This window comes from Shewanella marisflavi (assembly GCF_002215585.1).
GTDB lineage: Bacteria > Pseudomonadota > Gammaproteobacteria > Enterobacterales > Shewanellaceae > Shewanella > Shewanella marisflavi.
The window spans coordinates 2,435,130-2,455,060 of sequence record NZ_CP022272.1 but is presented as its reverse complement, the minus strand read 5'-3'; the positions used below and the strand labels follow the sequence as shown (position 1 = coordinate 2,455,060).

Genomic DNA, 19,931 nt, shown 5'->3' with positions numbered 1-19,931 from the left:
TTAGTGAGTAGTAGACTTGTGAGTACAGCAGTCGAGTTTTCTGCCCAAGCTGGGGTCAGCTGCGCCGATAAGATAGCGCGGCAATTTTCCCAGGCGGCAAGCCAGTATCAGCGCCACGATCTCTTGCAGCGTCAAAGCGCGGCCAGATTGCTAACTAAGATCACGCCTCAAGGGCGTTTGTTGGATCTGGGCTGTGGCCCGGGCACTGCTTTTGACGATAGCTCAAACAATACCCAGGTGATAGGTCTGGATATCGCCCCTGGCATGCTGTCACAGATGCAGGTAAGATTTCCCCATTTTGGCGCCCTATGCGCCGATGCTCAGGCACTGCCCTTGCAAGATGCCTGTATCGATACGCTTTACTCAAACTTAGCCCTGCAATGGTGCCGCGACTTTGACAGTGTTGTCACAGAGCTTACCCGAGTGGTGCGCGCTGAAGGCCAGTGTCATCTTGCTATAGTGGTCGATGGCAGCCTGCCTGAATTGCAAACTCTGGGGTTGAGAGTCAATCCCTTTGCCGAGCCCGATTCGCTTCTTAGCTGCTTCGATGAGGCAAATTGGCAAGTGGAAAGTGGCGTCGTAGAGTCCCTACAGGTGCATTTCGACGAGCTGAAATCCTTGCTTTACTCCATCAAAGGCGTTGGGGCTTCGGCGGCTGTAGATGGCGCTGCGCAGCAGACACAGTCGCAGCTTCGGGGACGTAAAGATTGGCAGGCGCTGAAGGCGCTTGCAGAGGGTTTGCGTCAGCCACAAGGCATCCCGCTGACTTATAAAATCTTATTTATTCATGCCAGCCGCAAAGGTTAGCTGAGGAAAGCTGTTATGCGCTATTTTATCGCCGGAACCGATACCGACAGTGGTAAGACATTGGTCGCCTCATCCTTGTTGTATCTTGCCAAGCAGCAGGGCAGTACGCTGGGCGTTAAGCCCATTGCGTCAGGTTGCGAGTTGACCACAGAGGGACTTAGAAATCCTGATGCCTTGGCTTTAATGGAACACTCGAGTGTGCGCCTGGATTATACACAAGTGAATCCTTTTGCCTTTGAACCTGCGATTGCGCCCCATATTGCGGCTAAGCAGCTTGGGGTAAACCTTGATGCTCAGACGGTCGCTGAGCATTTAGCGTCGCTACCTTTGATGGATGTGGATTTTGCTCTGGTTGAAGGAGCTGGTGGTTGGCGTCTGCCTCTAAACGAAAATCTGAGGCAAGCAGGTAAGATCAATCCTCAAGGGTTTCTCTCCTATGTGGTGTCGCAACTTGATATGCCTGTGATCTTAGTAGTTGGCGTGAAGCTGGGCTGTCTCAATCACGCCTTGTTAACCCAAGAAGCTATCCTTAATGACGGCGTGAGGATTGCGGGCTGGGTGGCAAATTGTGTCGATCCTCTAATGGATGTGACCAGTGATAATCTATCGACACTCACGACGTTAATGCAGGCACCCTGTTTAGGCATAATCCCTTACCTAGCAGAATCTAACGCCGAGAACGCTGCGCAATATCTTGATTTGAGCAAGTTATCGCCTGAATCAGCGTCAGTTGAGTAATTATTAATAAAGATTAACGGCTTATCTTTTTAAAGCCCTTAAATTTAAGATTCGCTTAATATGGGGCTTCTAGACTCCACATCAAGATCTACACTTTTAGGCGTGGATACACTCTCAATCCCATTGCCTGAAAAATTTTTTATGATTCCCCCCTTGAACTCTGTCAAAGTGGACATATTATGTCAGTTAGGTAGACAGATGACACATAGGGTGTCTCATATAGAAGCTTATAGGAGCTGACATGAAGCGTATTTTTTTATTGATAGCGACAAACATGGCAATTTTGCTGGTTGCGTCAATTGTGATGTCCATTCTCGGTGTTAACACATCGACCATGGGCGGCTTGTTAGTGTTTGCGGCGATCTTCGGTTTCGGTGGCGCCTTTATCAGTCTAGCGATCTCTAAGTGGATGGCGAAAAAGACCATGGGTTGTGAGGTGATCACGACTCCTCGTGACAACATGGAGTGCTGGCTGCTTGAAACTGTTGCGCGTCAAGCCGATCAGGCGGGTATCAAGATGCCTGAAGTGGCTATCTATCAGTCGCCAGAACTCAATGCCTTCGCCACAGGTCCGAGCAAAGATAACTCTTTGGTCGCCGTGAGTAGCGGGCTGTTATATGGCATGACGCAGGATGAGATTGAAGGGGTATTGGCCCACGAAGTAAGCCATGTGGCTAACGGTGATATGGTGACCCTGACGCTTATCCAAGGCGTGGTAAACACTTTTGTGATCTTTGCTGCCCGTGTAGTGGCAAGCATTATCGACAACTTCGTTTCCAGCAATGATGAAGAGGGCGAAGGTCTAGGTATGTTTGCCTACATGGCGGTTGTGTTTGTGCTTGATATGCTGTTTGGTATTCTGGCATCTATGATTGTGGCTTACTTCTCTCGTATTCGTGAGTTTAAGGCCGATGCTGGCGGTGCTAAGTTGGCGGGTAAGCATAAGATGATCGCAGCCCTTGATAGATTGCGTCAAGGCCCTGAAACGGGTGCGATGCCAGCGCAGATGGCGGCTTTCGGTATCAATGGTAAGAAGTCGATGGCTGAGCTGTTGATGAGCCATCCGCCACTTGAGAAGCGTATCGAAGCGTTACGTGCCCAGTAAAACAGGGTAGGTTAAAATGAAACGGGAGCTAATCGCTCCCGTTTTTCGTTTTTATCCATCAATTGCCATGATGAGGAGTTCGACTTGCCAAATCGCATGATATTAGTGTGATTTAGATCAAATTTGTTTGTAACTCTGTGGTTTGCGGCATAGATATTTGATTAAGTGCACGTTTTTAAGGAATTGCTGTTGTTACTATCGCCGCTAGAGAAAATTTGCCTATTTGCAAAACCTTAGCTATTTTAAGCTAAGTTGTGCAATTAGGAACAAGGCATGATGGGATATAACAACTAGACCCCACACAGCCAAACCAAACATAAAAGAGGATATTATCGTGAGCAATAAAATATTAAGTGCGTTATTTGGTGCAGGTTTGGCGGCACTTGCCTTGTCTCCTGCGGCAATGGCTGAACCTCAGGAACTTGCAGAAATGCACGCTGAGATGGAAGGTTGTGAAGCATGTCACGCCGATGGCGAGCCTTCTGCAGATGGTGCTCACGAGTTTGAGCAGTGCCAAAGCTGTCACGGTACCTTGTCTGAGATGGATGCAGTGCATAAGCCACACGACGGTAATCTGATGTGTGCTGACTGCCATGCTCCTCATGATTCTAACGTAGGTGACAAACCGACTTGTGACAGCTGTCATGATGACGGTCGTACTGCTGAATCTGTGCTGAAGTAAACAGATTTATAATGTGAAAAAACACCGACTTATCGTCGGTGTTTTTTTATGTCTGCAGCAAAGCGTAACTCCTTCCTTCTTCTGTTTTATTGACTTTCCTATCGCCGTTACTCTCTTTGCTTACTGCCGAATCTAAGTCGCTGAGACTCCTGTTTAGTAGAAAAGTATTAGTCCTATTTGCTGAATAGATACTTTGGCTAACTGGAGTTAATACTCATTGTGGACGTACAAGCTGTGACTTAGATAGATAATCTTGGCCACTAAAAGCAATCTGGTGCGTCAAATGACCCTAACTAAGCAGATGATTCCTAGTTTAAAAGCCGTTTTTTTGCGCAGTATAGTTAGCCGGTATTTATTTTTATTACTGAGTTTTGGCTTAAACTCGGTGACAGTTGTTGCTGCGGATCTTAGTGAGTTTAATGAGTTAGCAGGTGGCGGTGATCAGGCCATTATTTTCCAAAACGGAAATCTTTTACAGGGTGAGATAGTACAAACCGGTGTAGATAATAACGCAAGAATGTCACAGCTGGGCGAGGCAAATAGCGCGGATCTTCGTCAGCAAGGGATCGGTAATCAGGCCTATTTACTACAGCAGGGAGAGGCTATTGAAGCCAGTTTATTGCAGGTTGGCGTTAATAATAGTTTGATCGTGTCGCAATTGGGCGTGAGTTTATCGGTGGATGCCGAGCAACTAGGTAATGACAATCGCGCATTTGTACAACAATCTGGCGCCGACAATGGGGTGACTATTTACCAAAATGGCTCGGGTCATGGGGTTATCGTTACTCAATGGGGCAATGCACAGCGGGCAACTATTACCCAGGGTTATCGTTAAAACCCGGGAAATGATGAAATGTCGGGCGAATGTAACCTAGGCTAACGAATTATTCTGCTCATGCTTCATAAAATTAGCGCAATTAAGATGTTATTTTTTAAATCTATAGTTGTTATGATATATCGGTTGATGGAATACGCTAATAGCTAGTGACATGGAGTGAGCAGGATGTTCAAAGTGATAAATTGGGTAGTCGTTTCTCGGTCGCAACTCTTGATCGATCTATTGGAGACACGTTGGCCACAAGAGTTTTTGGTTAAATTGACAAAAGTGGCGCCTGAGTCTGTAGAAGTGACTATGAGTGAAGGGAATTACTCATTGGTTGTGATTGATTTGGCGACGATAGATGTACAGCGTGCCTATCAGTTACAAAAACAGATAGAGAAACGCTATAGTGCCCGCGTTGTGTTTCTACATTACCCCAAACTCATCGATGCACGATTTTTAATTTCTCCCATAACCGCCGCTGTATTTTATGGTGACGCCTCGCTAGAACAGATAGGTAAGGCGTTGGCGAATGTGCTGCGGGGGCAAACTATTATTCCTGCTGATTTGCTCAGTGCCACTTTGGATCAGGAACAGCTTGAAGGTACCGATAATCTTACCATTCGAGAGCGCGAGGTACTGCAAGCTTTATTAACCGGCAGCACCAATGTGGACATTGCCAATCAGCTGTTTGTCAGTGAGAGCACTATTAAAACTCACCTTTATCGTGTGTTTAGAAAAATAGGTGTGTCGAGTCGTGGTCAAGCTATTGCTTGGGCACAGACGCATCTGCATGAGGTACAGCAGTGATAGTCTTCGGCCGCTTACTCTTGTTAGCGGCCATTTCGGCACCCGTTTATTGTCAGGTGACTGATGTGGAGGAGCGTTCTCGCATGGCCGCGCAGAGCACCAGTGATGCCGCGCCTAGCCAGGAGTCAGATCTCATCGATGGTTTGATCCTCAACCGCGCTATGACGCGAATAGGCCACAGGTTTTATCGAGAATTTGTGGCCGCCTATCGCGATATTGGCGGTATGACGGACCATGGCGGCTTAAGCATTGTCGAGCTGGCTACAGCGCGAAGCGGTAGCAAGATCAGTGTACTGCACAATCGCAAGCCGGTGTTTGTGACAGTCGTTTCACCGGCAAGCCGTCAGCTGGATAAGCTGGCACTTCAGTCGGCAAAGCGGGTTGATGCGATTTTGAAGCAAAATAAGCAACAGGCGAGCTGGGCTCAGTGGTTGGATCCCGATTTAGCGCCTGATGAATTTTAATAGGGATATTGAATGATGAATCACGCTAAGCCTTATCTGGCTGTCGCTGTGCTATTGATGGGCACACTAAGCCTCAATAGTCAGGCAACACAGCTTATCTACACCCCAGTTAACCCCAATTTTGGCGGCAGCTACCTTAATGGCTCCTATCTGTTGGCCAATGCCTCAGCGCAAAATGATCATAAGGGCGGCTCAGGTTACACACCGCCAAGTGCGCTGGAACGAATGGCAAGTTCCTTAGAGTCTCGTTTAATGAGTCAGCTGTTTAACGATGCGGCCAATGGCGGCGAAGGCTACCTTAAAACCACAGATTTTGAGATTCAAGTAGTCAACGAAGATGGCATGCTGCTGGTGCATATTACCGATCTGCTTACTGGGGAAACGACAGTGATCGAAGTGGGTGGCCTGAGTGACAGTTCGAGTGTAGGTGGCTAAAAATGAAACATTTTTTAATAGTCATTAGCCTAGTGATCTTGGGCGGATGCTCAAGCACTAGTGAGCTTGAGCGAGTACAGGCCTCATCAAGTCTGATGCCAAAAGGTGAGAGTTATTACGATCTCATCAACTTACCCGCGCCTCAAGGTGTCATGCTCGCCGCTGTTTATGATTTTCGCGACCAGACGGGCCAGTATAAGCCGATCCCCTCGAGTAACTTCTCTACCGCCGTCCCCCAAAGCGGTACCGCCTTTTTGGCGCAGGCATTAAATGATTCAAGTTGGTTTATTCCGGTAGAGCGTGAGGGTCTGCAGAATCTGCTCACCGAGCGCAAAATTGTTAGGGCGGGTTTAAAAGGCGATGCCAACAAGCTCCCCCAGTTGAATTCGGCGCAGATTTTGATGGAGGGCGGTATTGTCGCCTATGACACAAATGTAAGAACTGGCGGGGCGGGTGCTCGCTATTTAGGCATAGGTGCCGCTACCCAGTTTAGGGTTGATACCGTCACGGTTAACCTGAGGGCTGTGGATATTCGAACCGGACGCTTGCTCAGCAGCGTGACGACGACTAAGTCTATCCTCTCTAAAGAGATCACCGCTGGTGTATTTAAGTTTATCGATGCCCAGGAGCTACTTGAATCAGAGCTGGGCTATACCTCCAATGAGCCAGTGAGTTTGTGCGTTGCTTCGGCAATTGAAAGTGCCGTAGTGCATATGATCGCCGATGGGATCTGGAAAGGTGCGTGGAATTTAGCGGATCAAGCCAGTGGCCTTCGCAGCCCAGTGTTACAAAAATATTGGTTAGAGGCACACTCGGAAGCCAGGGTGATGGCCAAAGTCAGCCAGGGATAAGTCAGTCAGAACAAGTCAAAACTGGATACATCTCTACTCTCTTGGTGGTTTAGGCAAGAAAAATGTACTTGATGTGCTTATTAAACGCTAGAAAACTGACGCAAAAAAAATAATGTGACTAAGTAATAGTTCTTATCACTTAGTGTGACTTAGTAGTTAATTTTAAAAAGATTATTGCCTTATTCTTTGTGTGTCTATGTCGAACTCAGCAAGCTTTTAGTACAATTCGTCAAGTTTTTGACTTGCTGAATAAAAAGCCATGAAAAAGTTAGCATTATTATTAGTGTTATTGCCTCTTTATGCACATGGAGTGGCACCTTTTGGTCTTAAATGGGGCGATGATGTTAGCCTGTATGAAGAGGCTAAGCATCAGGGAGATGATATTTGGGTGCAGACCCAAGTTGTACCTAAGGCCCTCTCTATCGCAGAACATTATTTGCTGTCCGGTGATGTGCAGCATGGCTTGTTGCAAGTTACCATGACGAGTTACAAATATGGCGTGCATGCTGATGAGCTAAATGATGATTTTCAAATCGTTAAACAGTCTCTTATTAAGTCTGGCTATCTAAAGACAGACTATGTTGCCAGTGAGTTGAGCTCTTATCAATGCGTGTTGCAGGGAACCTGTTCGGGTAAACGTTGGTATGCTATCGATGAAGACGGTACCTATGTTGCGCTCGAGCAGCTGGCAAAAACCCGCCAGGATGCCTATATCAAAATGACTTTCAAATCACCCGAGTTGATGGAGATTGAAGCCGAGCGCGAAGAGTTGAAGCAGCTCAAGCAGCAAGATAAATTAAATAGCGATAAATTAGCGTTCGATTAGATAACTGCTAGCACCTATAGTGGCCCGGCACCTTTAAGGTGGCGGGCTTTTTTTATGTATTAAACAGCTTAGCTGATATAAATTTCGCCACTCGATACAGGGCATAACTCCTTTATTTATATGACGGATCACAAAATGGTATTTTGTGAGTATACTGACAGGGTTAACCCTATATCGAGGATAGTGCAATGGCCGAAGAGACCATTTTCAGTAAAATTATTCGACGCGAAATCCCTGCCGATATTTTATATCAAGATGAATTAGTGACAGCTTTTAGAGATATTGAGCCAAAGGCACCGACGCACATTCTTATTGTGCCTAATCATTTGATCCCCACAGTGAATGATGTCAAGGCATCGGACGAAAAGGCCCTGGGCCGGATGATGACAGTGGCGGCAAAGCTCGCTGACGAGGCTGGTATTGCCGAAGATGGCTACCGCCTGATCATGAACTGCAATAAACATGGTGGGCAGGAAGTATTCCATATTCATATGCATCTGCTGGGCGGTGATTTCTTAGGCCCGCTAGTGTCTCGTCGCTAATGGCGATTGCTGAAAAACGCTGGAGAGCATATGAAGACAAATCCTGATTTTTTTCCGCTGACTGATTTGGCGACTCGCTTTGTGGACCAGCTGGTACAGTGTCGCCGTCTCGGCCTCAGCGTGCTTGAAGCCAGCGAACAGCATGTGTTGATCGAGCTTCCCTACAGTAGCGAATTGATTGGTTACCCCGATACAGGTGTGATCCACGGCGGCGTGATCACCACGCTTATGGATACCGCCAGTGGCACAGCAGTGGTCTGTAATATCTTTGACAAGTACAAGTCGCTGGAGTTGTCGCCAACCTTAGATCTGCGGGTCGATTATATGAAGGCCGCCGAGCCAAACAAGAGTGTCTACGGTTTTGCCGAGTGCTATAAATTGTCATCGAGCGTGGCTTTTACCCGGGCGATCGCCTATCAGGATTCTATCGATGATCCTATTGCCCATGCCGTGGGTTCATTTATGCGTATCAGTCCTGAAATGGTGGGTGAAGCCTTTAGACAGGCGCTAATGGGAGAGGGCCAATGACAGTACCTGAGCAAGATACCCACAAAGCTTTGAATGTTAAAGATATCGTTAAGAAGGCGACCGAGCTTAATGATTTCGGCCATCTCTTAGATCACGTACCTTATGCTAAGTTTATTGGTATGCAGGTGGTGCGTTTCGGTGATGAGTTGGTGTTTCAGTTACCCAAAAAAGATGAAAATATCGGCAACCCTACCTTACCAGCACTCCATGGTGGCGTGATTGCCGGATTTATGGAAATGTCGGCTATTGTGCAGTTAATGGTGTTTATGCAAACCACTAAGGTGCCTAAGATCGTCGATTTCTCGATAGACTATTTAAGGGCGGGACACCATAGAGATAGTTTTGCCGAGTGTAAAATTACCCGTCAGGGCCGCCGTGTGGCCAATGTGAATATCAACTGCTGGCAAACCAATCGTAAGGCGCTCATTGCCACTGCCCGAGCCCACTTTTTGATTGAGTGATCAGATACGCTTCGGCGTGTAAGGAGAATACTGATGAAGAAGGGATTAGCCATAGTTGCCATTCTGTTCGGGCTGAGTGCCTGTGCGCCCCATACCGGCGGGATCATGGCGAGCTCTACCGGTGAAAGCAGGGTTGATAACCGCTCCTTTCATTCCGACGTGGATGTCACAGGAGTCCTGACTGTAGTAGATGCGGGATTTTTAAGGGCCCGCGGCACTATTATCAGTAAGGCAAAGACAGATTTGCAGCTGCAATATAAGTTTACCTGGTATGACATTAACGGCGCCACCATCGAAGATGAGGGAGTTAGCTGGAAGTCCCTTAAGTTACATGGCAAGCAGCAGATGCAGGTGACCGCTTTGTCCCCCAATGCTAATGCAGTGCGTTGTGAGCTCTATGTTAGACAGGCCTATTCAAACTAAGGTCGCTATATATTGATTAAAACGTCGGCATTGCCGGCGTTTTTTTATGGGCCATGCGCAAAATATGCGTTAAAAATGTCAACTCTTTGTATGACTCATGTATAATCGGCCTCGCCAAGGGGTGTTAACGCCAAGCTAAAGGCTTCGCATTGACTGAGATGTTCGCTAGACAAACCCTTAGAACCTGATCCGGCTAATACCGGCGTAGGAATGGGCCACAACACTAGATTTAACACTATCTAACTGTGCATTCTTTCTCGCTTTTTTAAGTGCCGGATCTCAATATTTATTTGAGGTCCTATGTTTACATTAAAATCCTATTCTCCTGTCGCCCTTGCCGTGGCGGCTGCATTAACCCAAACCACCGTTTTCGCCAGCGATACGCCTGTCACCACAGATGAGATGGAAGTGATTGTTGTCACCTCCGACTTTCGTCAGTCGAGCTTAGATAAGGTGCCTTCCAGCATTAGCGTTATCGAGCAGCAGCAGATAGAAGATGAAGGGGCGCAGCATTTTGAAGATGTGCTCAACTCTATTGCTAACTTTAACTGGTCTGGCGGCAGCTCCAGAGCCAAATATTTTCAGATCCGCGGAGTGGGTGAGCAGGAAGAGTATCAGGGAGCGCCTAACTCTTCTGTGGGTTACATCATAGACGATATCGATCTGTCGGGTCTGGGGATGGTCTCCAGCATGTATGACCTGCAGCAGGTGGAAGTACTGCGCGGACCGCAAGGGACGCGATATGGAGCTAACGCTTTGGCAGGCCTTATCTACCTTAAGAGTAACGACCCGACCTCAGTATTTGAGCATGGCGCCGAGCTGCAGCTAGGTGACGATAATCTGCGTACCTTTAGCGGCTTTAGTTCAGGCCCCTTAAGTGATTCAGGCAAGTTGTTGTATCGCGTGTCGCTGCAACAACATGATCAAAATGGCTACCGAGATAACCTTTACCTGGGCCGTGATGATACCAATGCGCGGGATGAATTTACCGGGCGCATCAAACTGCGCTGGTATGCCACCGATGATTTAGTGGCCGATTTCAACCTGATGCACGCCAATTTCAATAACGGCTATGATGCCTGGACATTAGATAATAACGGTTTTGATACCTTAACCGATGAACCGGGCGTGGATAAGCAGCGCACTACGGGCGGCTCGCTAAAATTGACCTATTCGGGCGCCGAGCATTTCGAGTTGGTCTCCTTAAGCTCTATGGCACAAAGTGATACTCATCATGGCTATGATGGTGACTGGGCCAACCCTGAATATTGGGCGGCGCGCAGTTGTGACGGGGAGCCGTGTCAGTATGACTATACCTGGAACAAACTGGGGGATCGAACCACGCTATCGCAAGAGTTTCGTCTAAGCTCGACGGATGCAGGTCGACTCTTTAACGACAGTACCGACTGGTTGGTGGGCATCTATGGTCTCAGGCTCACCGAAGACAACGACACCCTTGAATTCTATAACGGCTGGGAAGATGGGCTGACTGCCGAATATGAGGCAACCAATTTAGCACTCTTCGGTCAGTTAGATAGCGAGCTAGGTCAGGGCTATGCGCTCTCTGTCGGTGTACGCTTCGAGCGCCGTGAAAGCGAATACAGTGACTCGGCCGAAGATGCCTTTGCACCATCGGAAAACATGTGGGGCGGTCATATCGCCCTGAGTAAAGCCTTGAGCGATCAGCATCAAGCCTATGCCCGTATTGCCAGAGGATATAAGGCTGGTGGCTTTAACATGTCACTTCCCTTATCGCTAAGCGACAAAAAAGAGTTCCAGGCAGAGACCTTGTATAACTATGAGCTTGGCATCAAGTCTGAGTGGCTCGATGGTGATGCAAGCACCCATTTCTCCCTCTTCTACATGGACAGACGGGATCAACAGGTCTCGGCTTCTCAGCAAAATCCCGATGAGCCACAGAAATTTATCCTATACGTCGAAAACGCGGGCAGCTCACACAACTATGGTGCCGAGCTTGAAGCCAACTGGTATGCCACCGATAACTTAAAACTCTATGGCACACTGGGCTGGCTCGAGACAGCCTATGGCGATTATGTCTACCAGGATAAATATGGTGGGGAAGTGGATTTGAGCGGACGCGAATTGGCTCACTCGCCTAACTTTACCTACAGTGCTGGCGCCACCTATCGTAGTGAAATGGGCTGGTTTGTTAACTTAACGACCAGTGGGAAGAGTAAGTTCTACTACTCTGACAGTAACGACTCTCAGTCTGAGGCCTATACCTTGTTTAATGCCCGCTTAGGCTATGAGACAGAGACCTGGTCGGCTTATCTGTGGGGACGCAACCTGCTTGATGAAAAGTACGGCGTGCGCGGTTTCTATTTCGGTAATGAGCCTGATAACGGCTGGGCGGATAAACAATATATTCGTTACGGCGATCCGCGTCAGCTAGGCGTCACCCTTAACGTCAAATTCATGTAATAACCCTCACTAAGGGGCGAGCATTCAATCGCCCCCAAAAGGAGCTAAGATGAAACTAACAGCTGAAATCAGCATGTATCCGTTAAAGGATAATTATATCGACCCCATTCAATGGTTTATCGATAGGGTAGATACCTATGCCAATATCGAGCGGCGAACCAATGCTATGGCCACACAGGTGTGCGGCGAGTATGGCGAGGTGATGGCGATGCTGGCAACCGAAATGCAGGCGGCACATGAGAAGTGGGGCAAGGCGGTATTTGTGGTCAAGTTTATTGGCGGCGAGTTGGATCTCTCTCACCAACAGTAATTCAAGACTGACCCACTGATAACAGGAGCGATGCTTAAGCTATGACAGATCTCTGGTCTGCCTTATTGGCGACACTTTCCGGCGCCTTCGCCGAGGCCAATGGCCTGACAGCCTGGGAAGCCGTGGCGGTATTACTGGCCTTGGCCTATCTGGCGCTCGCCATGCGCGGCAACATCTGGTGCTGGGCGGCAGCCTTAGTGAGTACGGCTATCTATACCGTGCTGTTTTGGGAGGTCTCTTTGCTGATGGAGTCGCTGCTAAATGTCTATTACATGGTGATGGCGGTTTATGGCTTCTGGCTGTGGCGATACGGTGGTGGCGATGATAACGGCGTAGAAGTGGTTAGCTGGTCGCTAGGGCGACACCTCTATCTTATTCTGGCTACCAGCGTCGTTTCCTTAGTGGTCGGTCACTTGATGGCCAGTTACACCCAGGCGTCCTATCCCTATCTCGATGCAGCAACCAGCTGCTTTGCCGTGATGACAACTTACCTGGTGGCCCGTAAAGTACTGGAAAATTGGCTTTATTGGGTAGTGATCGACCTTGTTTCCATCTACCTGTATCTCAATAAGGGACTGATGCTGACCTCTTTGCTGTTTATTCTGTATGTGGGCATGGCCATAGGTGGTTACTTTTTGTGGCGCACCAGCATGCATCAGGGGATGGGCGAGGATGGCGCTTACTCCTATGATTAAGCTGCCTTGTTACCCTTTACGCATAAGTAAGGGCCACTATGGCGCTTAATCGTCAACAGGCAACAACTTGGTTGCAATGCCATCTGCCTTCTAATGTACTAAGCGAGGTGGAAAGGGTTTTCGCAAAGCTGGGTTGCTACATAGATGACAGCTGGGTAGTCGCTCCCTTGTCCCGCGGTCTGAGTAATCAGAACTATCACCTAGTGACTGGCAACGGGCAGTTTGTGCTGCGGATCAATAGCCAGGCCAGCAGTCAGATCTGCAAGCGAGACGATGAGGTGATGAATTGGCGCCTGGCCCAAACAGCGCAACTGGCGCCTGAGTTACTTTATGTGTCAGACGACAGTCGTTTTTATCTGAGTCGCTATATTCAGACCCAGCAGGACTGGAGTCAGCTAATGACGGCTAATCCCGCTCATCCGCTTATAGAGGAACATGAGTGTTGGCCTGGTGGCGAGCAGGCGCTGTTGAGGCTGCTGAAAGGGCTCAGCGAACTGCCGTTACCGGCTAATTCTATGTCGGTAGGGGAACAGTGGCATAGCTATTATCAGCAGCTTCAAACGATGGCCGATGGCCCAAGTTTGCCCGAAAGTTACCAGCAGGCATGGCAGCAGAGATGGCAGGCACTAAAGGCCCTTAGCGAGCGAGTCGATGAGTTACTGCTGAGCTTAGATGCCTGCATGGTGTCACCCCAATACAGTCACAGGGACTTGAATCCTCATAACCTGTTGATGAGTGAGGGGCGTCTGTGGTGTATCGATTATGAATATGCCTGTAGCTCCCATCCTCTAGTGGATCTTGCCAGTGTACTGGCGAGCCACAGGCTCTCCTCAAACCAGCGTCATAGTTTGATCTTGGGCTACCTAAGCGAACACCCCCACCTTAACGACAGGGCGCAGGCAGCGATTCCAAACGCGGTCGCCCTCTACTGGATGTTTGCAGCCTGTTGGGCTCTGCTGATGGCAAGTCAGGGGGGGGCATGCTTTCAAGGCGTGCAGACCGAGCCTGATGCGAGTCTGCCCCATAGTGTGGCTGACTACCTGCAATGTTTCGATGACTTTATGGCGTTAATAGCCTAATTCTATTCAGAACTCTCATTTTTAGTGTCATAGACTATCTTCAAATAGACAGATTTGACGCGATTGATTTATCGGCCGAAATTTAAATCCTCTGATTTGGGTCTATTAGGTCATAACAAATTAATGAGAGAGTAAGCTATGCAGAAGTTGTACGCCCAATTTATTAAAGCCATAGGTCAGGTAGACGGGATCGCGGCCTTGGCCCTCAGACTCTATCTGGCGCCGGTTCTCATGCAAGCTGGCTACAATAAGCTGTCCAATTTTAGCGATACGGCGGCCTGGTTTGGTAATGCCGAGTGGGGTCTTGGCTTGCCAATGCCCGAGGTGATGGTGGCTCTGGCTGCAGGCAGTGAGTTTTTGGGGGGCATATTGTTGATCCTGGGCTTAGCCACCCGACTGATATCTATCCCCTTGATGGTCACCATGGCGGTGGCGGCCTTTAGCGTGCATTGGAAGAATGGCTGGTTAGCGATAGCCGATCCTAACTCCTGGCTGGCCAACGAGCAGGTATTGGCCTCGGCGGAGAAACTGGCAGCAGCCAAGTCTTTGCTTCAGGAACATGGCCACTATGATTGGCTAACATCGTCGGGTAACTTTGTGATCTTGAACAATGGTATCGAATTTGCCATCACTTATCTGTTTATGTTGTTGGCCTTGCTGGTGATAGGCGGTGGTCGTTATACCAGCCTAGATTATTTTATCGCGCGGCGTTACCTAGTTAAAACATAGGCAAGTCATAGATATAGGCTAAACAATCACCTTGGCCTCGAGTGACGAAATCCCACCAATTTGGTGGGATTTTTATTGCCAATTTGCTACTCTCGAGCAAGATTTTAATTACAGGATAATCTTCGTGGATGCTATCGAACTTCTGTTAACCCGTCAGTCTAGTCCCAGATTAGTGGCGCCAGCGCCCGATGAAGCGCAGTTAAATCAGATCCTGGCAGCGGCTGTGCGCGTGCCGGATCATGGCAGCCTCAGTCCCTGGGAGTTTATTATTGCCAAAGATGAAGGCTTAACACGTCTGGGCGCCTTATTTGTCGAAGCCATGCAAAGTGAAGGTGCCGATGAAGCGGCGCTGGCCAAGGCGGGCAATATGCCGCTGCGCGCCCCTATGGTCGTGACTGTGGTGGCTAAGGTGACGGAGCACCCTAAGGTACCGCCACTTGAACAGCATATTGCCGCGGGTTGTGCCTGCATGGCGATGCAGCAAGCAGCCTTTGCCATGGGGTTAGGGGGGATTTGGCGCACAGGTCCCTTGGCGTTTAATCGCCATCTGCACCAGGCGATGGGCTTGTCGGCGCAAGATCAGATAGTGGGTTTTCTTTATCTGGGTACCCCTGCCGTGAAGGCGCCCTTAAAGCCGCAAAAGTCACCCGAATCAGCGGTGCGCTATCTTTAGGTCGCCCTTTATGAGGAAAACTTCGACTTTGGTCGGGTTTACACTGTGGAGAAAACTGGCAAAGTGAAGGGGAGCCTGCATCCTACCTATGCAAGGTTTTCACCCTAAGTGATTGTGTTGCCCGCGATTAGCGGGCATTTTTTTGTGGTGTGTTACCAATGCCAGGCCTAGACGCCCACGCCGACATTGAGGGTTTCGAACCAGTCAAGGAACTGCTTGACCTGAGGACCGCGAAATATCCTGCCGTGTTGCGGGCAGAGGTATTGAATATCCAGCTTTCTCACCCGGTTTATCCAATCATTCTTGGCCCGATTCGAGGGCATCCACCTTTGGTGAAAATAGGCCATCTTGGCACAGTGCTGCTCGAAATCATCCACATAGATATCGGCTTGAGCATCTTCTAGGGCTGCCCCAACATCGCCGCTCATCAAGACCTTAGTCACAGGATCATAGACATGGAAATTACCTGAAGCATGCAGGTAGTGGGCGGGAATAAATTGCAGCTCCACCTGATCCAGGGCGAGGCTGCCGCCATTATCGGCAATGGGCTCATAACTGATGTTGTTCATGCCAAAGTGACGAATAAAGCCTTCCCACAGCCAGGGCGAGTAGAGTTTCGCCTTGGGTAGCGTCTGATCCCATAGTCCCAGCGACGAGATAATATCCGGATCCTGATGAGAGGCGAACAGGTGGGTTAACTGCTCCAGTGGAATATGTTTGACAATATTGGCCAGCATAGCGGCAAATAGCTCTATACCACCAGGGTCCATCAAGAGGGCCTTATGGCTACTGACGACCATGTACTGGTTGGTGTCGATGATCTTATCGGGTTTTTCGGGGTCGCGACCAAAGTAGAGCCACTTATGGGTGGGGGTTTCGATGATCAGCTCACTTTTCATGGAATCGACTCCTTGTTTTATGATTATGGGTGGTGCCGTGGTTAGGGGGCTGTGTTGCCAAACAGGGCGATGGCATGGTCGACCCTTTTACGGATCAGCTGGGCTACATCGTCGACCCGATTCGCCACATCGTTAAAGATGGCCTGGTTGGCCGTGTCGACGCGGCAGGCTTCGATGCGGCAGATAGAGGCAAGAATATTGGCGGTGCGCAGATTGCGTTTCAGCTCATAGAGTTGGTTTTCCATCTTATCGATGAGGCGATCAAATTCGTGCCGCAGGCGACTGTGGTTAGCTTCAGTGGCTTCGACGGCGGGGTTAATGGTATTGCCATAGGGCGCATTAGCAGCTTTTACTTTAGCCTGTTGGAAATGGTTGAGGGCAACCGCTGCTCTGGCCGTTTCGGTGGCGAGTCGACTGGCCCTATGGGCAAGTTGATTGATATCTGTTGCGGCTTTCATTGTGTAGGACGCCAGGTCATCGATAAAACCCGTTAAGGCTTTAAATCCCAAGGCGGCATTGCCCACCCGAGCTGAAGCGGCCTGAGCATTACTAGCGGTCAAATTGATCTGTTTACAGTAACTTAAGGTTTGGTTGAGCTCCGCTGCGACCACAGCCGCAATGACATGATATTGACTGATTTTCGGCGTATGTTTTGTCATTAGTGCCACTTCCTATGTAGAACCAATCACAGTATAGTCGAGATCATCGGAACTGAAAGTAACCTAGGAGAATTAATTGCTTACCCTAGAAACCGAGCGTCTTCTCCTGCGTGAGATGACGGTAAAAGATGCCCCATTTATGCTTAGGCTGCTCAATAGCGAAGGCTTTATCAATAATATTGGTGATCGCGGTGTGCGCACCTTAATGCAGGCAGAAAACTATATTATCGAAGGGCCGATAAGCAGCTATCAGCAACACGGTTATGGCATGTATAGCATAGTGCTAAAGGCCAGTGGAGAGATCATAGGTTTGGCTGGTTTGGTTCGCAGGGAGCAACTACCCGAGACGGATCTGGGCTATGCGCTGCTACCTGAGTTTTTAGGCCAAGGTTATGCGTTAGAAGCGAGTAAGGCTGTGCTGGCTCATGCCAAACAGCTTAAGCTGCAAACATTGCTGGCAATAGTGAATCACGACAATCAAGCATCGCGTGCGCTACTGACTAAACTCGGGTTCGAGAGCCAAGGGACCATGCCTTGGGCTGAGGATGATGAGGTGATGCTATATAAGATAACACTTTAATTAAATTGATTATTTTGTTAGCGTGTTGGTATCGGCTAGCCTACAGGTGTAGCAAGGCACCAAGATAAACATCATGGTGTCAAAGTACGAAGGAGATAATGCAAGGCTGGACAAGCTAAATAGGGGCGGGGGGCAGAGCTCCTACTATATCCTACTGGCGTTAAGTGCCATGTTAGTTTCATCTATTCTTCATCTGAATTTGTTACAACCAGAGCATCGGAGCATGAGCATGAATCAAGATCTCTTGAGAGGCTGTTTAAACGGTGAGCATGTGGTGTTAGAGCCACTGCAAGAGGAGCATATACCTGCGCTGTCTATTGCGGTCAGTGATGGTGAGCTGTGGAACTTATGGTACACCTCTGCGCCCCATCCCGATGAGATGAAGGCCTATGTGGAGCAGGCGTTAGCCAGCGAACAACGAGGGGAAGCTTTGGCCTTTGCGGTGCGAGACAAACGCTCTGGTCAGATAGTTGGCTGTACTCGCTTGATGTCTTGGGATCAGACCCACAGGCGGATCGAGATTGGCCATACCTGGTATGCCAAGAGCGCTCAGCGCACCGGGATCAACAGCGAGTGTAAGCTGTTGCTGCTGACCTATGCCTTTGAGGTGCTAGATGTGATTGCAGTAGAGTTTAGAACTCACTGGCACAATCAACCATCCCGTGAGGCGATCACTCGTCTGGGGGCCAAGCAGGATGGGGTGTTGAGAAACCATCGTATCCTCAAAGATGGCACCATCAGAGACACAGTAGTCTATTCCATCATAGACTCTGAGTGGCCATCGGTTAAGCAGGGGCTTAAGTTTCGTATGCAGCAATATCAAGATGAAGGCTAATCTAAGTGACGATTCAACAACAGGGAGGATTAATGTCAGGAGAATTACGCAGAGCAAGGTTGGAAGACACGGCAGTCGTGGCTGCGTTATTTGATGAATATCGCCAGTTCTATCACCAAAAGAGTGATATCGAACTCGCTACTAAATTTATTCATTCACGTTTAAGCAATCAGGATGCTGTGATTTTTGTGGTCCTCGATGGTCAGAGCAATGCCTTGGGATTTTGCCAGCTTTACCCTAGCTTTAGCTCAATTCATGCTAGTAGCATGCTGATCTTAAGCGATCTCTACGTGACTCAGCACGCCCGCTGTGTCGGGGTGGGGCGCCGATTGATGAATATTGCTATCGACTATGCCAAGGCCAAAGGCGTCGCATCGATATTCTTAGAAACCCATAAAGAAAACCACCAGGCGCAGGCTCTCTATGAATCTCTTGGCTTTACCCTCGAGCAAGAATTTTTAAGCTATAGCCTTGATATTCAGTGACATCTAAAGTAGAAATGGTTCATTATCTATCACTGCACAAGGACAGTATTGATGCGCAAGACTCTCATAATTTCATTGTTAGCCCTGATGGCCAACGGCGCAGTGGCCGCTAACACTCCCTCAGACGCGGAACTGGCATTTAATAAAGAGGTGCTGGAATGCGCCGCCTATTATCAAATTGCATCAGAAACCATTGCGGGTATGAATGCACCGCAAATGAAACCGGTTGGCGAGCGTTTAAAAAAGTCTGGCGAAGATGCCGTCACACTGGCGAAGAAATACCAGGCTGCCGACCAAGTTGAGCAGCAACTTGAAACCACAGTCGCCAAGCAAAGAGCGAGCCTACCAAGCAACAATAACCTGGGTAGCTTGATGGGGCGTTATAAGGGCCCTTGCCAGAAGCTGATGGCCAATCCACAGGAACGTCTGGATTACTGGATCATGGCGACCATGTAGGCCTATATAGGTTTAGAGACTAAATCGTCCCCGCTCAGTGATTAAAGTTAAAATTTAGTCATGAAAGCAGAGTCATTAAAGAGTCATTAAAAAGAGTGCGCTTGCGCACTCTTTTGTTATCGGGCATGAAACAGGGAATCGACTAGACTGGTCTAGTTAGGAGTGATTCTTAATGCTTGTTTTCATGGAGACTCGATGAATATCTATTTGCTCATCGCTGGCGTTATCGCCACTTTTACCTGTATCGGCCATTTCACGATAGGAAAGCAGCGCTTTCTCAAGCCTATGCTTGAGGCAGACTTTGACCCTATCGCTAAGTCCATCATGCATTGTGTGTTTCACTATATCTCAGTGTTTTTGGTGTTATCGGCCTTAGTGCTGATCGCCTGCGCTTTTGAGCTGATGTCGAATATGCAAAGCTATGCCTTATTGCTGTTTATCGCGCTAAACTTTGTGCTGTTTGCGATCTGGCAGATCTATATAGGTTATTTTGCGGAGGTAAAGGGGGCATTTCGCTCCCTGTTTCAGTGGATCTTCTTCGTGGTGGTCAGTGGTTTTACGTTAGCGGGGATCTTCCAGGGCTGACTAGGCGATTTA

Annotated in this window: 27 protein-coding genes and 1 riboswitch; of the genes, 25 read left to right on the top strand and 2 right to left on the bottom strand. The window is 48.7% G+C overall.

Annotated elements, in window-relative coordinates:
• Nucleotides 1-3 precede the first annotated feature (3 nt).
• The 20 genes from CFF01_RS10760 to CFF01_RS10665 all read left to right on the top strand — a co-directional run bounded on the left by CFF01_RS10760 (nucleotide 4) and on the right by CFF01_RS10665 (nucleotide 15,420).
• Nucleotides 4-807, top strand: coding sequence for a methyltransferase domain-containing protein (locus CFF01_RS10760; protein WP_232479423.1), 804 nt, complete (start codon nucleotides 4-6; stop codon nucleotides 805-807).
• Nucleotides 808-822: 15 nt separating this feature from the next.
• Entirely contained in the window at nucleotides 823-1,545 is a 723-nt protein-coding gene (gene bioD, locus CFF01_RS10755; RefSeq protein WP_088904788.1) for a dethiobiotin synthase, read from the top strand.
• Between the two features lie 241 nt (nucleotides 1,546-1,786).
• Nucleotides 1,787-2,650, top strand: a complete 864-nt coding sequence (gene htpX, locus CFF01_RS10750; RefSeq protein WP_088904787.1) for a protease HtpX — start codon at nucleotides 1,787-1,789, stop codon at nucleotides 2,648-2,650.
• 334 nt (nucleotides 2,651-2,984) lie between these two features.
• Complete coding sequence (gene cctA, locus CFF01_RS10745; protein WP_033538265.1) at nucleotides 2,985-3,332, top strand: tetraheme c-type cytochrome CctA; 348 nt, start codon at nucleotides 2,985-2,987, stop codon at nucleotides 3,330-3,332.
• Nucleotides 3,333-3,615: 283 nt separating this feature from the next.
• A complete protein-coding gene (locus tag CFF01_RS10740; RefSeq protein ID WP_157704979.1) occupies nucleotides 3,616-4,167 on the top strand; it encodes a curlin in 552 nt (183 codons plus the stop codon).
• Nucleotides 4,168-4,335: 168 nt separating this feature from the next.
• A complete protein-coding gene (locus CFF01_RS10735) occupies nucleotides 4,336-4,962 on the top strand; it encodes a response regulator transcription factor (RefSeq protein WP_033538266.1) in 627 nt (208 codons plus the stop codon).
• Nucleotides 4,959-5,426, top strand: a complete 468-nt coding sequence (locus CFF01_RS10730; protein ID WP_088904785.1) for a curli production assembly/transport protein CsgE — start codon at nucleotides 4,959-4,961, stop codon at nucleotides 5,424-5,426. Before CFF01_RS10735 ends, CFF01_RS10730 begins: the two co-directional genes overlap by 4 nt.
• Nucleotides 5,427-5,441: 15 nt before the next feature.
• A complete protein-coding gene (locus CFF01_RS10725) occupies nucleotides 5,442-5,861 on the top strand; it encodes a curli assembly protein CsgF (protein WP_088905931.1) in 420 nt (139 codons plus the stop codon).
• Between the two features lie 2 nt (nucleotides 5,862-5,863).
• Nucleotides 5,864-6,712, top strand: a complete 849-nt coding sequence (locus CFF01_RS10720) for a CsgG/HfaB family protein (RefSeq protein ID WP_033538267.1) — start codon at nucleotides 5,864-5,866, stop codon at nucleotides 6,710-6,712.
• A 259-nt stretch (nucleotides 6,713-6,971) separates the two neighbouring features.
• A complete protein-coding gene (locus tag CFF01_RS10715) occupies nucleotides 6,972-7,538 on the top strand; it encodes a hypothetical protein (RefSeq protein ID WP_088904784.1) in 567 nt (188 codons plus the stop codon).
• Between the two features lie 188 nt (nucleotides 7,539-7,726).
• Nucleotides 7,727-8,080, top strand: coding sequence for a purine nucleoside phosphoramidase (hinT, locus tag CFF01_RS10710; RefSeq protein ID WP_088904783.1), 354 nt, complete (start codon nucleotides 7,727-7,729; stop codon nucleotides 8,078-8,080).
• Between the two features lie 30 nt (nucleotides 8,081-8,110).
• A complete protein-coding gene (locus tag CFF01_RS10705) occupies nucleotides 8,111-8,608 on the top strand; it encodes a PaaI family thioesterase (protein ID WP_033538270.1) in 498 nt (165 codons plus the stop codon).
• On the top strand, nucleotides 8,605-9,069 hold the full coding sequence (locus CFF01_RS10700; RefSeq protein ID WP_033538271.1) for a PaaI family thioesterase: 465 nt from the start codon (nucleotides 8,605-8,607) through the stop codon (nucleotides 9,067-9,069). The genes CFF01_RS10705 and CFF01_RS10700 overlap by 4 nt, the downstream gene beginning before the upstream one ends.
• Before the next feature lie 33 nt (nucleotides 9,070-9,102).
• The gene (locus CFF01_RS10695) at nucleotides 9,103-9,492 is read left to right on the top strand and encodes a YcfL family protein (protein ID WP_088904782.1); all 390 of its coding nucleotides are present in this window, start codon (nucleotides 9,103-9,105) and stop codon (nucleotides 9,490-9,492) included.
• A gap of 107 nt (nucleotides 9,493-9,599) precedes the next feature.
• Nucleotides 9,600-9,720, top strand: a riboswitch (TPP riboswitch).
• 72 nt (nucleotides 9,721-9,792) lie between these two features.
• The gene (locus CFF01_RS10690) at nucleotides 9,793-11,934 is read left to right on the top strand and encodes a TonB-dependent receptor (RefSeq protein WP_088904781.1); all 2,142 of its coding nucleotides are present in this window, start codon (nucleotides 9,793-9,795) and stop codon (nucleotides 11,932-11,934) included.
• A gap of 49 nt (nucleotides 11,935-11,983) precedes the next feature.
• Nucleotides 11,984-12,244 carry a hypothetical protein gene (locus tag CFF01_RS10685; protein WP_033538274.1) on the top strand — a complete coding sequence of 87 codons (261 nt, stop codon included), beginning with the start codon at nucleotides 11,984-11,986 and terminating at the stop codon, nucleotides 12,242-12,244.
• Nucleotides 12,245-12,285: 41 nt separating this feature from the next.
• Nucleotides 12,286-12,939: a nicotinamide riboside transporter PnuC gene (gene pnuC, locus CFF01_RS10680; protein WP_088904780.1), complete on the top strand. Its 654-nt coding sequence runs from the start codon at nucleotides 12,286-12,288 to the stop codon at nucleotides 12,937-12,939.
• A 38-nt stretch (nucleotides 12,940-12,977) separates the two neighbouring features.
• Entirely contained in the window at nucleotides 12,978-14,018 is a 1,041-nt protein-coding gene (locus CFF01_RS10675) for a phosphotransferase (protein ID WP_088904779.1), read from the top strand.
• 138 nt (nucleotides 14,019-14,156) lie between these two features.
• Nucleotides 14,157-14,747: an HvfX family Cu-binding RiPP maturation protein gene (locus CFF01_RS10670; RefSeq protein ID WP_088904778.1), complete on the top strand. Its 591-nt coding sequence runs from the start codon at nucleotides 14,157-14,159 to the stop codon at nucleotides 14,745-14,747.
• Between the two features lie 124 nt (nucleotides 14,748-14,871).
• Nucleotides 14,872-15,420 (top strand): NAD(P)H nitroreductase, encoded by a 549-nt coding sequence (locus tag CFF01_RS10665; protein WP_088904777.1) that lies wholly within the window; start codon nucleotides 14,872-14,874, stop codon nucleotides 15,418-15,420.
• 167 nt (nucleotides 15,421-15,587) lie between these two features.
• Here the strand turns inward: CFF01_RS10665 and CFF01_RS10660 are convergent, their stop codons facing one another.
• Nucleotides 15,588-16,319 carry an oxygen-binding di-iron domain-containing protein gene (locus CFF01_RS10660; RefSeq protein ID WP_033538278.1) on the bottom strand — a complete coding sequence of 244 codons (732 nt, stop codon included), beginning with the start codon at nucleotides 16,317-16,319 and terminating at the stop codon, nucleotides 15,588-15,590.
• 41 nt (nucleotides 16,320-16,360) lie between these two features.
• A complete protein-coding gene (locus tag CFF01_RS10655) occupies nucleotides 16,361-16,978 on the bottom strand; it encodes a chemotaxis protein (RefSeq protein WP_088904776.1) in 618 nt (205 codons plus the stop codon).
• 76 nt (nucleotides 16,979-17,054) lie between these two features.
• Here CFF01_RS10655 and CFF01_RS10650 point away from each other — a divergent pair, with 76 nt between their 5' ends.
• From CFF01_RS10650 to CFF01_RS10630, 5 genes are all read left to right on the top strand, one after another.
• The gene (locus tag CFF01_RS10650) at nucleotides 17,055-17,558 is read left to right on the top strand and encodes a GNAT family N-acetyltransferase (RefSeq protein ID WP_033538280.1); all 504 of its coding nucleotides are present in this window, start codon (nucleotides 17,055-17,057) and stop codon (nucleotides 17,556-17,558) included.
• Nucleotides 17,559-17,787: 229 nt separating this feature from the next.
• On the top strand, nucleotides 17,788-18,393 hold the full coding sequence (locus tag CFF01_RS10645; protein WP_088904775.1) for a GNAT family N-acetyltransferase: 606 nt from the start codon (nucleotides 17,788-17,790) through the stop codon (nucleotides 18,391-18,393).
• A 32-nt stretch (nucleotides 18,394-18,425) separates the two neighbouring features.
• Nucleotides 18,426-18,878, top strand: a complete 453-nt coding sequence (locus CFF01_RS10640) for a GNAT family N-acetyltransferase (RefSeq protein WP_033538282.1) — start codon at nucleotides 18,426-18,428, stop codon at nucleotides 18,876-18,878.
• A 51-nt stretch (nucleotides 18,879-18,929) separates the two neighbouring features.
• Nucleotides 18,930-19,334, top strand: coding sequence for a hypothetical protein (locus CFF01_RS10635; protein WP_033538283.1), 405 nt, complete (start codon nucleotides 18,930-18,932; stop codon nucleotides 19,332-19,334).
• Between the two features lie 195 nt (nucleotides 19,335-19,529).
• The gene (locus CFF01_RS10630) at nucleotides 19,530-19,919 is read left to right on the top strand and encodes a hypothetical protein (RefSeq protein WP_088904774.1); all 390 of its coding nucleotides are present in this window, start codon (nucleotides 19,530-19,532) and stop codon (nucleotides 19,917-19,919) included.
• The last annotated feature ends 12 nt before the right edge of the window (nucleotides 19,920-19,931 follow it).